This is a genomic window from Nocardioides sp. YIM 152588 (assembly GCF_040191335.1).
Lineage (GTDB): Bacteria > Actinomycetota > Actinomycetes > Propionibacteriales > Nocardioidaceae > Nocardioides.
Genome location: NZ_JBEGDJ010000042.1, coordinates 1 through 12,404 on the forward strand (window position 1 = coordinate 1; position 12,404 = coordinate 12,404).

Here is a 12,404-nt window from a genome sequence, read left to right on the forward strand (position 1 = left end):
GCGAAGCGAGCCCGCCCGGTGGTTGAGGTGCGAGCGAAGCGAGCCCGCCCGGTGGTTGAGGTGCGAGCGAAGCGAGCCCGCCCGGTGGTTGAGGTGCGAGCGAAGCGAGCCCGCCCGGTGGTTGAGGTGCGAGCGAAGCGAGCCTCGAAACCACCACCCCACGTAGGCTGGCCGCCGAGGTGATCGCATGCCCGAGGGCGAGGACCGGCCGCAGGCGCCGGAGCGCGACTCGGTCGAGCGCCCCGGCACGCCCCGCCCCGACACCAGGTCGGCCGCGGCCGCCCGGATGGCGCAGCAGCAGACCTGGGTCGACCTGCAGGTGCGCCAGGCGATGGAGCGCGGCGACTTCGACGACCTCCCCGGGGCCGGCAAGCCGATCGAGGACCTCGGCACGCAGCACGACCCCGAGTGGTGGTTGAAGAAGCTGGTCGAGCGCGAGCGGATCGCGGTGCTCCCCGCCTCGCTCCAGCTGCGCAAGGACGACGCCGAGCTGGACGGGCGGCTCGACGGCCTGGCCGCGGAGCACGAGGTCCGCGAGCAGGTCGAGGAGTTCAACGCGCGGGTGATCCGCGCCCGGTACTCGCTGCCCGAGGGGCCGCCGCTGATCACCATGCCGCGGGACGTCGAGGAGACCGTGGCCGCCTGGCGCGGGCGGCGCGCGGCCCGGCGTACGGCCTCCGGCCAGGAGTCGGACGAGGCTCCGCGCCGCCCCTGGTGGCGGCGCCGCCGCGGACGCGGGCGTCCGGCGAGAGATCGGTCATACCCGGCGAAGTGACGCACGGGTAACGTGGGCCGGCGTGACCCACAAGAGCCCCAAGGACTTCTTCCGCCCGCTGGCGGTCGGCGCCCCGGCCCCGCTGCGCGAGATCCCCGCCCGGCCCAGCCGCGCGATCCACTTCTTCGACCCGAGCAACGAGAAGATGGCCGCCAAGATCCCGGCCATGGTCGGCACCGTCGACGTGCTGCTCGGCAACCTCGAGGACGCCGTCAAGGCGGACAACAAGGAGGCCGCCCGCGCGGGCCTGGTGAAGATCGCCCAGGAGACCGACTTCGGCCCCACGCAGCTGTGGACGCGGATCAACTCCCTCGACAGCCCCTGGGTGCTCGACGACCTCACCACCCTGGTGCCGGCGATCGGCCACAAGCTCGACGTGGTCATGGTGCCGAAGGTGCAGGGCGCCGAGGACATCCACTACGTCGACAGGCTGCTCGCCCAGCTCGAGGCGAAGGCCGGGCTGACCCGCCCGATCCTGATCCACGCGATCCTCGAGACCGCCCGCGGCGTGGCCAACGTCGAGGAGATCTGCGGCGCCAGCCCGCGGATGCAGGGCCTGTCGCTGGGCCCGGCCGACCTGGCCGCGGACCGCAAGATGAAGACCACCCGCGTCGGCGGCGGCCACCCGGGCTACCTGGTCCGCCAGGACCCGCCCCGCGACGCCGCGGGCGCCTCCGTGATCGACGCCGAGCGCTCGGTCTTCCAGCAGGACCTGTGGCACTACACGATCGCCAAGATGGTCGACGCCTGCGCGACCCACGGCATCTACCCCTACTACGGCCCGTTCGGCGACATCGCCGACGTCGTGGCCTGCGAGGACCAGTTCCGCAACGCCTTCCTGCTCGGCTGCGTCGGCACCTGGAGCCTGCACCCCAAGCAGATCGCGATCGCGAACCGCGTCTTCTCCCCCAGCGTCGAGGACGTGGCGCACGCCCGCCGCGTGGTCGCGGCGATGGGCGACGGCACCGGCGCGGTGATGCTCGACGGCAAGATGGAGGACGACGCCTCCCTCAAGCAGTGCCTGGTGATGGTCGAGCTGGCCGAGAAGCTGGCCTCCATCGACCCCGAGCTCAAGGCCGCCTACGACGCGATCGAGGTGGGTGCCTGATGTCCACCGAGTTCAAGCCGCTGCGCAGCGTCCTCTACATGCCCAGCTCCAACGCCCGCGCGCTGGAGAAGGCGAAGACGCTGGCCGCCGACGCCATCATCTTCGACCTCGAGGACGCCGTCGCCCCCGACGCCAAGCCGGAGGCCCGCGACTCCGCCGCCGCTGCCGTGACCTCGGGCGAGTACGGCGAGCGCCACCTGATCATCCGCGTCAACGGGATCGGCACCGAGTGGCACGACGAGGACATCAAGGCCGCCGCCGCGGCCGGCCCGGACGTCGTACTGGTCCCGAAGGTGAACTCCGCCGAGGAGGTGCGCCAGCTGGTCGCCGCCCTGGAGGCCGCCGGAGCACCGGAGAAGACCACGCTGTGGGCGATGGTGGAGACCCCGATCGGGATGCTCAACGCGCTCGCGATCGCCCAGGCGTCGCCGCGCCTGACCGGCTTCGTGATGGGCACCAACGACCTCGTCAAGGAGCTGTACGCCGAGCACGTGCCCGGCCGCCAGCCCGTGATCACCGGCCTCGGCCTGGCGCTGCTCGCCGCCCGCGCCGCCGGCATCGTGATCATCGACGGCGTCTACAACGACGTGAAGAACATCGACGGCTTCCTCGCCGAGTGCGAGCAGGGCCGCCAGATGGGCTTCGACGGCAAGACCCTGATCCACCCCGGCCAGGTCGAGGGCGCCAACACCGCCTTCGCCCCCTCGGAGCAGGCCGTCGCCGACGCGCGCGGGCTGATCCAGGCGTGGGAGGACGGCAAGGGCAGCGGCGTCGTCACCTACAACGGCAAGATGGTGGAGAGCCTCCACGTCGAGTCCGCGCAGCGCACGCTGCAGATCGACGAGGCGATCCGGGCGCTCCAGGCCTGACGCGAGTCGGCACGAACTGACAGGCGCACACGTCGAGTCGGCAGAAAGTTTCTGCCGACTCGGCGCGCTTTTCGGGGCCTTGCCTCCCGACGCAGCCGAGTGGGCCAGACCGGCCTACTGCCGCAACCGCGCCCTGACTACGGTTGGCCCGTGCCCGATCTGCTCCTGCGGCGCGCGCGGCTGGTGCCGATCGCTCCCGACGACCTCGCCCCCGACGAGCCGGTCGACGTGCTCGTCTCGGGCGGCACCGTCACCGAGGTCGGCGCGGGGCTGAGCCGTCCCGCGGGCGTGGAGGAGTACGACGCCGCCGGCCGCTGGCTCGCCCCCGGCCTGTGGGACCACCACGTCCACCTCGGCCAGTGGAGCCTCGCGTCGCGGCGGGCCGACACCAGCCACGTCCGCAGCGTGGCCGAGATGACCTCGCTGGTCGCCGACCTGGTCTCCGCGGCTCCGGGGATGCCGGTGATCGCCTGGGGCCACCGGCCCGCGACGTGGGGCAGCGAGGGCACCGTGGCCGACCTGGACGCCGTCTCCGGGATCACCCCGGTCGTGCTCATCGCCGGCGACGGCCACCACGGCTGGCTCAACTCCGCCGCGCTCGCCGCGCTCGACCTGGCGCCCCGGGAAGGTGTCGTCGCCGAGACCGAGTGGTACGCCGCCTACGCCCGCCTGGCGCGCCTGACCGCCGACTCGGGCACCGACGACTACCGGGCCACGCTGCAGCGGGCCGCGGCCATGGGCGTGGTCGGCCTGGTCGACTTCGAGTTCGTCGGCGACCTCGACGCGTGGCGCGAGCGGTGGCTGGCGGGCTGCGACCTGCTCCGCGTGCGCGCCGCGACCTATGCCGACGGCCTGGACGCCGTGCTCGAGGCGGGGGTGCGCAGCGGCGACCCGCTGCTGCACGACGACGACCGGCTGGTCGCCGGCCCGCTCAAGATCATCAGCGACGGCTCGCTCAACACCCGGACCGCGTGGTGCCACGACCACTACCTGCACGGCGCGCCGCCCGCGCACCCGGCCGGGGCGCCGAACCTGAGCGGGCCGGAGCTGACCGGCCTGCTGGCCCGCGCGCACGCGCACGGGCTGGAGGTGGCCACCCACACGATCGGCGACGCGGCACTCGACCAGGCGCTCACGTCGTACCGGACCACGGGCGCGCGGGGCTCGATCGAGCACGCCCAGCTGATCACCCGCGACCAGGCCTCCCGGATCGCGGACCTGGGCCTGCGGGCCAGCGTCCAGCCCCACCACCTGGTCGACGACCGCGACCTGGTGGACGTGACCTGGGCCGACCGCGCGGAGCGGGCCTTCGCCTTCCGCTGGCTGCTCGACGCGGGCGCCGACGTGCGCCTCGGCTCGGACGCCCCGGTCTCGCCGCTCGACCCGTGGCTGGCGATCGACTCCGCCGTGCGGCGTACCGGCGACGAGCGACCCGCCTGGCACCCCGAGCACGCGCTCAGCAGGGCCGAGGCGCTGGCCGCCTCCACCGACGGCCGGCCGATGGTCTCCGCCGGGGCGCCCGGCGACCTGGTCGTGCTGGACGACGACCCCCTGACCACCGCCCGCCCGCCGGTCGCGCTGACCGTGGTCGGCGGTCGTGTCGTGCACCGCGCCTGAGTCGCCGCGCAGGCGGGGTAGTCCCTGACGGGTGGGGTAGTCCCTGACGGGTGGGGTAGTCCCTGACGGGTGGGGTAGTCCCTGACGAAAAGCACCGGGATCCGCCGATCTCGGGTGCTTTTCGTCAGGGACTACCCGCCTTCCGGCACCGACAGCGCGGCGACGATCGCCGCGGCGGCGGCCTGCTGCTCCTCGACGTAGGGGTGGTACGGCGTCGCCGGACCGGTCGGGGTCTGGCCGGCCACCCACGGGTCGGCGGAGCAGAGGTCGTGGCCCTCGGTCGGGGCGGTCAGGTCGACGAAGTCGGCGCCGCGCTCGGCCGCGCCGGCGGCCAGCGCGTCGTTGAGCACGGCGTTCACCTCGGCGACGAACGCCACGTCGCCGGTGGCCAGGGGGAACTGCGGGCAGGTCTCGGTCGGGGCGATCACCGGGTAGCCGACCACCAGCACCCGTGCCCGCGGGGCCCGGCGCTGCACGGCGCCGACGGCGGCCGCCACGCGGCCGGCGAGCCGGACCCGCAGCCGGTCGACGGCGCCCTCCGCCGGCGTCACCCCGCCCGGCGCGAGGCCGTCCTGACCGGCACCGTCCAGATCCGCACCGTCCAGATCCGCACCGTCCAGATCCGCACCGAGGTAGTGGTCGCGGCACGGCGACCCGGTGGGGTCGGCGGCGGCCTGCGGGACGCAGCCGAGCAGGCCGCCGAAGACGCCGTCGTCGTTCGCGCCCAGCGACACCGTGACCAGGTCCGTCCCCGCGCCGAGCGCGTCGCCCTGGGGCGCCCGGACCTGGTCCCCGACGTACTGCGGGTCGGAGACGTGCACCGTGAGCGCCCCGCTGCAGCTGACGTCGGTCAGCTCGAGGTCGAGCGCGGCGGCGACCAGGCTCGGGTAGTTGCCCGCGCTGCGGCCGCAGGCGTCGTCGAGGGAGGCGCCGATCCCCGGCGCGGCGGTGTAGGAGTCACCGATCGCGACGTAGGCGCTGCCCGGCGCGGGCGCCTCCCCCGTGACGGTGGCCCCCTCGCCGCTGCAGGCGGCGGTGGGGAGCGCGGCGAGCGGCAGCGCCAGCAGGGCGGCCGCGCGTCGCATGCGCCTACCGTACGGAGCCGCCCCGATCGCCCGCAGGCGTTGCCGGCACACCGAGCGCCAGTGTCAGCCCGAGCACGGTCGCCGGGTCCTCCAGGGCGTCGCCGTACAGCTCGCGGAGCTGGCCCATCCGGTAGCGGACCGTCTGCGGGTGCACGAAGAGGGCCGCGGCGACGTCGTCGCGCCGCCCGTGGTGGAGCAGCCACTCGCGCAGCGTCTCGGTCAGCTTCGCCGCGGCCGCCGGGCGGAGCCCGTCCAGCGGCGCCAGCACCTGGGCGCGGAGGTCGGCGAGCGCGGCGGGGTCGGCGGTCAGCACCAGCTGCGCGAGGTGCGCCTCGGTGTCGTCGGCCAGGCCGAGCTCGCGGGCCCGCAGCGCGCGGGCGTACGAGGCCGGGACGTCGAGCCAGTCGCGGGCCGGGCCCACCAGGCAGCCGCGGCCGCGCAGGCTGCTCAGCAGCGCCGCCCGGCGCCGGCCGTGGGCGTCGGGCACGAGGAGGAGGGTGGCGGTGTCCAGCTCCGGGAGCTCGGCGACCTGGAGCGTGCCGCCCGGCAGCAGCTGGAGCAGCGCCCCCGCCTGCGACTCGGGGGCGATCACCGCGGTCAGGGTCGTCGGCGGCGTCCAGTCGGCGCGCTCCGCGGCGTCGGCGGTGGTGGCGGCCGCGGAGCCGTTGAGCAGGTGCCGCGCGAGCCTGTCGAGGAGACGCTGGCGCACCCGCCCGGTGGACGCCGACTCGTCGCTGTGTCCGGCGACGGAGGCCGCGGAGAGCTCGTCGATGTAGGCGAAGACCATCTGCGCGAAGGAGGCGAGGGTGGCGGCGTCCACGCCCTGCGCCAGCGCCTGGGTGGACAGGTGCTGCCAGGAGACGCGCGCCCCGATCCGGTACGCCGCCAGCAGCGCGTCGGAGGTGCGGCCGCTGCGCACCTCGCCCCGGCCCAGCTGGTAGGCGCCGTCCAGCGCCTCGGCCCGCGGCGCGGGGCCGTCCTGGCCGCCCCGCCGGTCGGTGGCCAGCGACAGGAAGCCGCCGAGCGCGACCTGCACCGCGGTCCGGATCGTCCTGCCCATCGGGCCGCTGAACGCGTCGGCGTAGGCGGGCACCTCGGCGATGATGCGCGCCACGGCGTCCTCCGCGATGGTGGGCAGCTCGGCCCGGATCGCCTCGGCGACGCGCGGATCGAGCAGCACCTGCTCCACCGATCGGTCCGCCGAACGCAGCGGCGCTGTCTCCGTCACCTGCCACTCCTTTGTTCGCAGCGAACAATAAACGCGCTTCGATTCACCGACTCAACACAGGACTTTACCCCTTCCGGCGGGCACGATGGGACCATGAGCGCGACCTATGCCGCCAAGCCCGCCACCTCGCGGGCCCGCGGCCTGCTCCGACAGATCGCCGACGCGGCCGTCCACCCGCTGACCGTGGACGACCTGCTGGACCACTTCCACCCGCTGCGCGGGGGCACCGGAGTCGAGCAGGTCCGCGGCCGGATCGTCGAGGTCCGCCCCGAGACCGCCGACGCCACCACCGTCGTGATCAAGCCCGGCCGGGACTGGGCCGGCCACGTCCCGGGGCAGTACGTCCGGGTCGGCGTCGACGTCGACGGCGTACGGCTGTGGCGCTGCTACTCCCTGACCCACGGCCCGCGCCCGGACGGCCGGATCAGCATCACCGTCAAGGCGATCCCCGACGGCACCGTCTCGCAGTACCTGGCGCGCCGCGTCACCGCCGGCACCATGCTCCACCTGGGCCAGCCCGAGGGCGACTTCGTGCTGCCGCGCCCGCTGCCGCGCAAGATGCTGATGATCACCGCCGGCTCCGGCATCACCCCCGTGATCGGCATGCTGCGCAACCTGTTCTCCCAGGCCGCGCCCGTCGAGAGCGACATCGTCCTGGTGCACTCGGCGATGGCCCGCCCCGAGGTGATCTTCGGCGCCGAGATGCGGGAGTACGCCGAGACCGGCCGCCTGCGCCTGATCGAGCGCCACACCGACACCGACGGCCTGCTCACCACCGACGACCTCGCCGCAGCGGTCCCGGACCTGCACGAGCGCGTCGCCTACGCCTGCGGCCCCGTCGGGCTGCTCGACGCGCTCGAGGCCTACTACGACGAGCACCGCCTCACGCTGCACACCGAGCGGTTCCGCCCCGCGCTCGTCGACGCCGACGGCGCCGAGGGCGGCACCGTGACCTTCGCCGGCGGCAGCGTCGTCGACGCCGACGGCAGCACCCCGATCCTCGACGCCGCCGAGAACGCCGGCGTCCTCATGCCCAGCGGCTGCCGGATGGGCATCTGCATGGGCTGCGTGCTGCCGATGAGGTCGGGCGCCGTGCGCGACCTGCGCACCGGCGAGATGACCGTCGCCGTACCGGGTGAGACCGGCGCGGGCGGCGTCTCCATCCAGACGTGCATCAACGCCGCCGCCGGCGACTGCCACATCGACCACTGACCCGCCCGCCCGACGCGCACGACAGCCAGAGGAGCTCCGCGATGACTGCCATCACCAAGAAGGACACCGACCCGACCGCCCACCTCACCCCCGAGGACATCGAGGCGCTCGGCGCCGAGCTGGATGCGATCCGCCAGGAGGTCATCGACGCCCGGGGCGAGTCCGACGCGGCGTACATCCACAAGGTCGTCGACGTGCAGCGCAAGCTCGAGCTCGGCTCGCGCGCCGTCCTGCTGTTCAGCGCCCTGCCGCCGGCCTGGATCGTGGGCACGATCGGCCTGAGCGTGGCCAAGATCCTCGAGAACATGGAGATCGGCCACAACGTCATGCACGGCCAGTGGGACTGGATGCGCGACCCGAAGATCCACTCCACCACCTGGGAGTGGGACAACGCGTCGACCGCCGAGGGCTGGAAGCACTCCCACAACGAGGTGCACCACACCTACACGAACATCATCGGCAAGGACAACGACCTCGGCTACGGCATCATGCGCGTGGACGAGGACCAGCGCTGGCACCCGATGCACCTGGGCCAGCCGCTGTGGAACTTCGTCAACGCCTGCTTCTTCGAGTACGGCATCGCGGCGTACGACCTGGAGCTGGGCCGCAACATGCGGCTGCCGAAGGAGCGCCGGCCCGCGTCGTTCGCCAGGAACGCGAAGAACACGCTGCGCAAGATCCGCAAGCAGGCCACCAAGGACTACGTCGTCAACCCGCTGCTGGCACTCCCGACCGGCTCCGCGGTGCCGGCCCTCGCCGCCAACTTCGTGGCCAACGTGGTCCGCAACCTGTGGACCCACTCCGTGATCATGTGCGGCCACTTCCCCGAGGGCGTGGAGACCTTCGAGCTGAAGTCGATCCCGGACAAGGAGACCCGCGGCGAGTGGTACCTGCGCCAGATGCTCGGCTCCTGCAACATCACCGGCTCCAAGCTGATGCACATCATGACCGGCAACCTGTCGCACCAGATCGAGCACCACCTCTACCCGGACCTGCCCAGCAACCGGTACGCCGAGGTCGCGCCGAAGGTGCAGGCGGTCTTCGAGAAGTACGGCCTCAACTACCACGCCGCGCCGCTCCCGCAGCAGGTCGGCAGCGCCTGGCACAAGGTGGTCCGGCTCTCGCTGCCCAACGGCTGGCTGGCCACCACCAACGCCAAGAACCTGCCCAGCCAGCTCAAGCTGCTCTACGGCATGGTCACCTCCGACAAGCGCACCCGCCGCGTCGCCCAGATCCACCTGGACCGCCAGGTGAAGAAGATGAAGGCGGCCAAGGCGGCCTGAGCACGCTCCCTCCGAACGCCGGTCCCGGTCCACCGGGGCCGGCGTTCGCGTCCTCGCCGGTGGTTGAGGTGCGAGCGAAGCGAGCGCCCTGCCGGTGGTTGAGGTGCGAGCGAAGCGAGCCTCGAAACCACCACCCGAGCGCGCGCGGCGCCGACGGTGGGAAACTAGGACCATGCGCCTGACCGAGCACGAGCTGACCGCCGCCCTGACCGGAGCCGCGAAGGGCGTGCTGGGGGCGCAGGACAAGGACGTCCGTAAGGGCCGCCGCACCGTCGACGACGCGTGGGAGGACCTCGGCCGGTACCAGCGGTTCGTGCTGCTCGACGGCCTCGGCGACCAGCTCCTGCCGGTGCTCGTGGGCCTGCCCGACATCGAGGTCCCCGTCGGCGAGCGCCCCTCCTTCACCAAGGAGCAGATCACCGCCGCCGTCGAGGAGCGGATGGGCGAGGAGCGCGGCCTCAAGCGCAAGGCGATCATCCAGGCCCGGGTGGCGCTGGTGAACCTAGCGCTCGAGAGCATCCCGCCCCGCCAGGACCCCGACGCGTTCATCGTCCCCGATCACCTGTAGGACTGCGCGAGCGCGTCTCCGCTTCGCTCCGCCGCGCTGCCGCGCTCGCGGTCGAGGTCCGCTCGGTGCCGGGTCCGCCGGCGGCCTGCGGCGGCTGCACGCGGTGAAGCCCGGCTCGACCGCTCCGGTCGCTTCGCTCCCTCCGCGGGCTCGCCGCGCGTTCCCCGCGATGGCAGCCGTCAAGCCGACCGGTGGTTGAGGTGCGAGCGCAGTGCGAACCGACCGGTGGTTGAGGTGCGAGCGCAGTGCGAACCGACCGGTGGTTGAGGTGCGAGCGAAGCGAGCCTCGAAACCACCGCTCCGCTCAGGCGTGCGGGATCTCGTGCCCGCCCTTCGTGCGCTGGTACGCCGCCGACAGGTCGTCGTAGGTGGCCCGCAGCCGCGACACCTGAGCGTCCAGCTCGGTGCCCGCGACGGCGGCGGCGAGGTCGTGGGTGCTGAAGAACGGGTTGCTGCGGTTGTAGAGGTCGCGGCCGGGGGCCGGGGCCTCGCGGTCCGGGTCGGGGACGGCGTACACGCCGCGCAGGATCGCGATGTCGTGCGGGATCGCGAACGCGTCGGCGGAGTCCTGGTGGCTGAAGAGGTACCAGCACTCGGTGAACCCGGCCCAGGCCAACCCGGACAGGCACAGCGAGCAGGGCTCGTGGGTGGCGATGAAGACGCAGTCCGCGGGGGCCGGGCGGTCCGCGCGCGACAGCTCGTGGAAGCGCTTGATCGCGTGGATCTCGCCGTGCCACAGCGGGTTCTCGATCTCGTTGTTGGTCTCGGCGACGACCAGCGACAGGTCGGAGCGCCGCAGGATGGCGGCCCCGAAGAGCTTGTTGCCGCGAGCCACGCCGGAGCGCGTCAGCGGCACGACGTCCTGCTCGATCACGTCGAGGATCTGGGCGAACACGCTGCGATCGTAGTGGTCGGTGCGCCCGCCGGCGGCCGACCGGGGATTCCGCCGCCCACCCGAGCGCCGCACCTCGGCACACTCGTTACCAACCAGTAGGATCCGGTCATGAGCACCGTCACCTGTGAGGTCGCCGAGGGCATCGCGCACGTCCGCCTGAACCGGCCGGACAAGCTGAACGCACTGACGCTGGAGGTCCTCGACGGGCTGGTCGCCACCGCCCGCGAGCTGCGCCGCGACAAGGACCTGCGGGCGGTCATCGTCTCCGGCGAGGGCGACGCGTTCTGCGCGGGCCTGGACTTCGCGTCGGTGCTGCGCAGCCCCAGCGGGATCGCGAAGGCGTTCACCCCGCGTCCGTGGCGCCGCGGCGGCACCAACACCTTCCAGGAGGCGCCCTGGGCGTTCCGGCGCATCCCCGTGCCGGTGATCGCCGCGGTGCACGGCCACTGCCTCGGCGGCGGCCTCCAGATCGCGCTCGGCGCCGACTTCCGGATCGCCACGCCGGACTCCCGCTGGTCGGTGCTGGAGGGCAAGTGGGGGCTGATCCCGGACATGTCGGGCGTGCAGGCGCTGTCGGAGCTGATCGGCATCGACCAGGCCAAGCTGCTGACGATGACCGCGGAGACGTTCGACGGCACCCGGGCCAAGGAGCTGGGCCTGGTCACCAGCCTCGACAGCGACCCGCTGGCCGGGGCGCACCGCCTCGCCGAGGAGCTGTCGCGGAAGTCGCCGGACGCGCTCGCCGCCGCCAAGCGGCTGTACGACGGCACGTGGAACGCCTCGCCGCGCCGTACCTTCGCGCGGGAGCGGGCCGAGCAGCTCTTCCTGCTCGCGGCCCGCAACACCAAGGCCGCCCGCGAGGCCGCGTTCACCAAGAAGGACGCCGTCTACGGACCGCGCGGGCGCTGACCCCGGTCACGCTCAGCGCGACCAGGGCGTGACCGGCCGCTCGACGACCTCGCCGTCGACCAGGACGTCCGTCCGCTCGTTCCAGAACGCGACGTGGTCGCGGACCCGCACGGCGTCGTCGAGCGGTTCGGGGTAGGTCCAGCCGATGTCGCGACCCTCGGGCCGCCCGTCGGCGGTCGAGAGGTAGGACGCCCTCCCCTTGTAGGCGCAGGTGGTGCGGGTCTCGCTCGGGACCAGGACCCCGGGCACGACGTCCTGCGCGGGGACGTAGTAGCGGACCAGCGCCAGCATCGGCCCCTCGATCAGCAGCTGGGCGCGGTCGGTGCGGGCGAGCACGGTGCCGTCGAGGCGGACCTCGACGGAGCGGTGCGAGGCCAGCACGTCGATCCTCTTGAACGGGTCGCGCGGGTGCCCCACCAGGGGCTCGTCCTCGGCCAGCCAGCCGTCGAGGGCGGCGAAGTCCAGCACGACGAGGCCGTCGAGGTCGGCGTCGGCCGGCACGAACCCGGCCCGGGGCAGTCGCCGCGGCCCGCGGACGAGGTCCACGGCCGTGCCGGGCGTCGTGTGCCGCTCGAACGACCCCGGCCCCAGCACCGGCGGCAGCGCCGCGAGGTCGGGCCGCTCCGGCTGCGGGTCGCTGGCCTCGATCTCCACCAGCAGGTCGCGCGCGGGCACGGCGTAGGTGGGCACGATCCGCCGCGGTTCCCAGACCAGGACCCCGGCGACCGTGTCCAGCGCGGGCTCGCCGTCCAGGAACGCGCGCAGCCGGACCGCGACCGGCTCGTAGGCGAGGTCCTGGCGAGCCAGCCCGAGGTGCGTCGTCATCCGCAGCGCCACCACCCGATTGAACCGCGG

Annotated in this window: 12 protein-coding genes; 8 read left to right on the forward strand and 4 right to left on the reverse strand. The window is 73.4% G+C overall.

Features of this window, described 5'->3' with window-relative positions; translation table 11 throughout:
* Positions 1–187: 187 nt before the first annotated feature.
* The 4 genes from ABLM29_RS16895 (at position 188) to ABLM29_RS16910 (ending at position 4,369) form a co-directional block, all read left to right on the forward strand.
* Positions 188–775, forward strand: coding sequence for a DnaJ family domain-containing protein (locus ABLM29_RS16895; RefSeq protein ID WP_349715449.1), 588 nt, complete (start codon positions 188–190; stop codon positions 773–775).
* A 22-nt stretch (positions 776–797) separates the two neighbouring features.
* A complete protein-coding gene (locus ABLM29_RS16900; RefSeq protein WP_349715451.1) occupies positions 798–1,883 on the forward strand; it encodes an HpcH/HpaI aldolase/citrate lyase family protein in 1,086 nt (361 codons plus the stop codon).
* A complete protein-coding gene (locus ABLM29_RS16905; RefSeq protein WP_349715453.1) occupies positions 1,883–2,752 on the forward strand; it encodes an HpcH/HpaI aldolase/citrate lyase family protein in 870 nt (289 codons plus the stop codon). Before ABLM29_RS16900 ends, ABLM29_RS16905 begins: the two co-directional genes overlap by 1 nt.
* 150 nt (positions 2,753–2,902) lie before the next feature.
* Complete coding sequence (locus tag ABLM29_RS16910) at positions 2,903–4,369, forward strand: amidohydrolase (RefSeq protein ID WP_349715455.1); 1,467 nt, start codon at positions 2,903–2,905, stop codon at positions 4,367–4,369.
* Positions 4,370–4,500: 131 nt separating this feature from the next.
* On the opposite strand, the gene ABLM29_RS16915 is transcribed toward ABLM29_RS16910, so the two are convergent.
* Together ABLM29_RS16915 and ABLM29_RS16920 are read right to left on the reverse strand one after the other, a co-directional pair.
* Positions 4,501–5,454 carry an SGNH/GDSL hydrolase family protein gene (locus ABLM29_RS16915; RefSeq protein WP_349715456.1) on the reverse strand — a complete coding sequence of 318 codons (954 nt, stop codon included), beginning with the start codon at positions 5,452–5,454 and terminating at the stop codon, positions 4,501–4,503.
* A gap of 4 nt (positions 5,455–5,458) precedes the next feature.
* A complete protein-coding gene (locus tag ABLM29_RS16920) occupies positions 5,459–6,682 on the reverse strand; it encodes a PucR family transcriptional regulator (protein WP_349715457.1) in 1,224 nt (407 codons plus the stop codon).
* 93 nt (positions 6,683–6,775) lie between these two features.
* On the opposite strand from ABLM29_RS16920, the gene ABLM29_RS16925 reads away from it, so the two are divergent.
* The 3 genes from ABLM29_RS16925 (at position 6,776) to ABLM29_RS16935 (ending at position 9,745) form a co-directional block, all read left to right on the forward strand.
* Positions 6,776–7,894: a ferredoxin reductase gene (locus ABLM29_RS16925; RefSeq protein ID WP_349715458.1), complete on the forward strand. Its 1,119-nt coding sequence runs from the start codon at positions 6,776–6,778 to the stop codon at positions 7,892–7,894.
* A gap of 41 nt (positions 7,895–7,935) precedes the next feature.
* Positions 7,936–9,177 (forward strand): fatty acid desaturase family protein, encoded by a 1,242-nt coding sequence (locus tag ABLM29_RS16930; protein WP_349715459.1) that lies wholly within the window; start codon positions 7,936–7,938, stop codon positions 9,175–9,177.
* A 172-nt stretch (positions 9,178–9,349) separates the two neighbouring features.
* A complete protein-coding gene (locus ABLM29_RS16935) occupies positions 9,350–9,745 on the forward strand; it encodes a hypothetical protein (protein WP_349715460.1) in 396 nt (131 codons plus the stop codon).
* Between the two features lie 304 nt (positions 9,746–10,049).
* Here the strand turns inward: ABLM29_RS16935 and ABLM29_RS16940 are convergent, their stop codons facing one another.
* A complete protein-coding gene (locus ABLM29_RS16940; protein WP_349715462.1) occupies positions 10,050–10,640 on the reverse strand; it encodes a cytidine/deoxycytidylate deaminase family protein in 591 nt (196 codons plus the stop codon).
* A gap of 108 nt (positions 10,641–10,748) precedes the next feature.
* Between ABLM29_RS16940 and ABLM29_RS16945 the strand changes: the two genes are divergently transcribed.
* The gene (locus ABLM29_RS16945) at positions 10,749–11,549 is read left to right on the forward strand and encodes a crotonase/enoyl-CoA hydratase family protein (protein ID WP_349715463.1); all 801 of its coding nucleotides are present in this window, start codon (positions 10,749–10,751) and stop codon (positions 11,547–11,549) included.
* Positions 11,550–11,561: 12 nt separating this feature from the next.
* Here the strand turns inward: ABLM29_RS16945 and ABLM29_RS16950 are convergent, their stop codons facing one another.
* Positions 11,562–12,386 (reverse strand): DUF427 domain-containing protein, encoded by an 825-nt coding sequence (locus ABLM29_RS16950; RefSeq protein ID WP_349715464.1) that lies wholly within the window; start codon positions 12,384–12,386, stop codon positions 11,562–11,564.
* Between the last annotated feature and the right edge of the window lie 18 nt (positions 12,387–12,404).

What these genes read in the sequence shown, in the direction of transcription:
- ABLM29_RS16945 (WP_349715463.1), top strand. Translation starts at nt 10,749, where the DNA reads ATGAGCACCGTCACCTGTGAGGTCGCCGAGGGCATCGCGCACGTCCGC.
- ABLM29_RS16895 (WP_349715449.1), top strand. Translation starts at nt 188, where the DNA reads ATGCCCGAGGGCGAGGACCGGCCGCAGGCGCCGGAGCGCGACTCGGTC.
- ABLM29_RS16935 (WP_349715460.1), top strand. Translation starts at nt 9,350, where the DNA reads ATGCGCCTGACCGAGCACGAGCTGACCGCCGCCCTGACCGGAGCCGCG.
- ABLM29_RS16905 (WP_349715453.1), top strand. Translation starts at nt 1,883, where the DNA reads ATGTCCACCGAGTTCAAGCCGCTGCGCAGCGTCCTCTACATGCCCAGC.
- ABLM29_RS16915 (WP_349715456.1), bottom strand. Translation starts at nt 5,454, where the DNA reads ATGCGACGCGCGGCCGCCCTGCTGGCGCTGCCGCTCGCCGCGCTCCCC.
- ABLM29_RS16925 (WP_349715458.1), top strand. Translation starts at nt 6,776, where the DNA reads ATGAGCGCGACCTATGCCGCCAAGCCCGCCACCTCGCGGGCCCGCGGC.
- ABLM29_RS16930 (WP_349715459.1), top strand. Translation starts at nt 7,936, where the DNA reads ATGACTGCCATCACCAAGAAGGACACCGACCCGACCGCCCACCTCACC.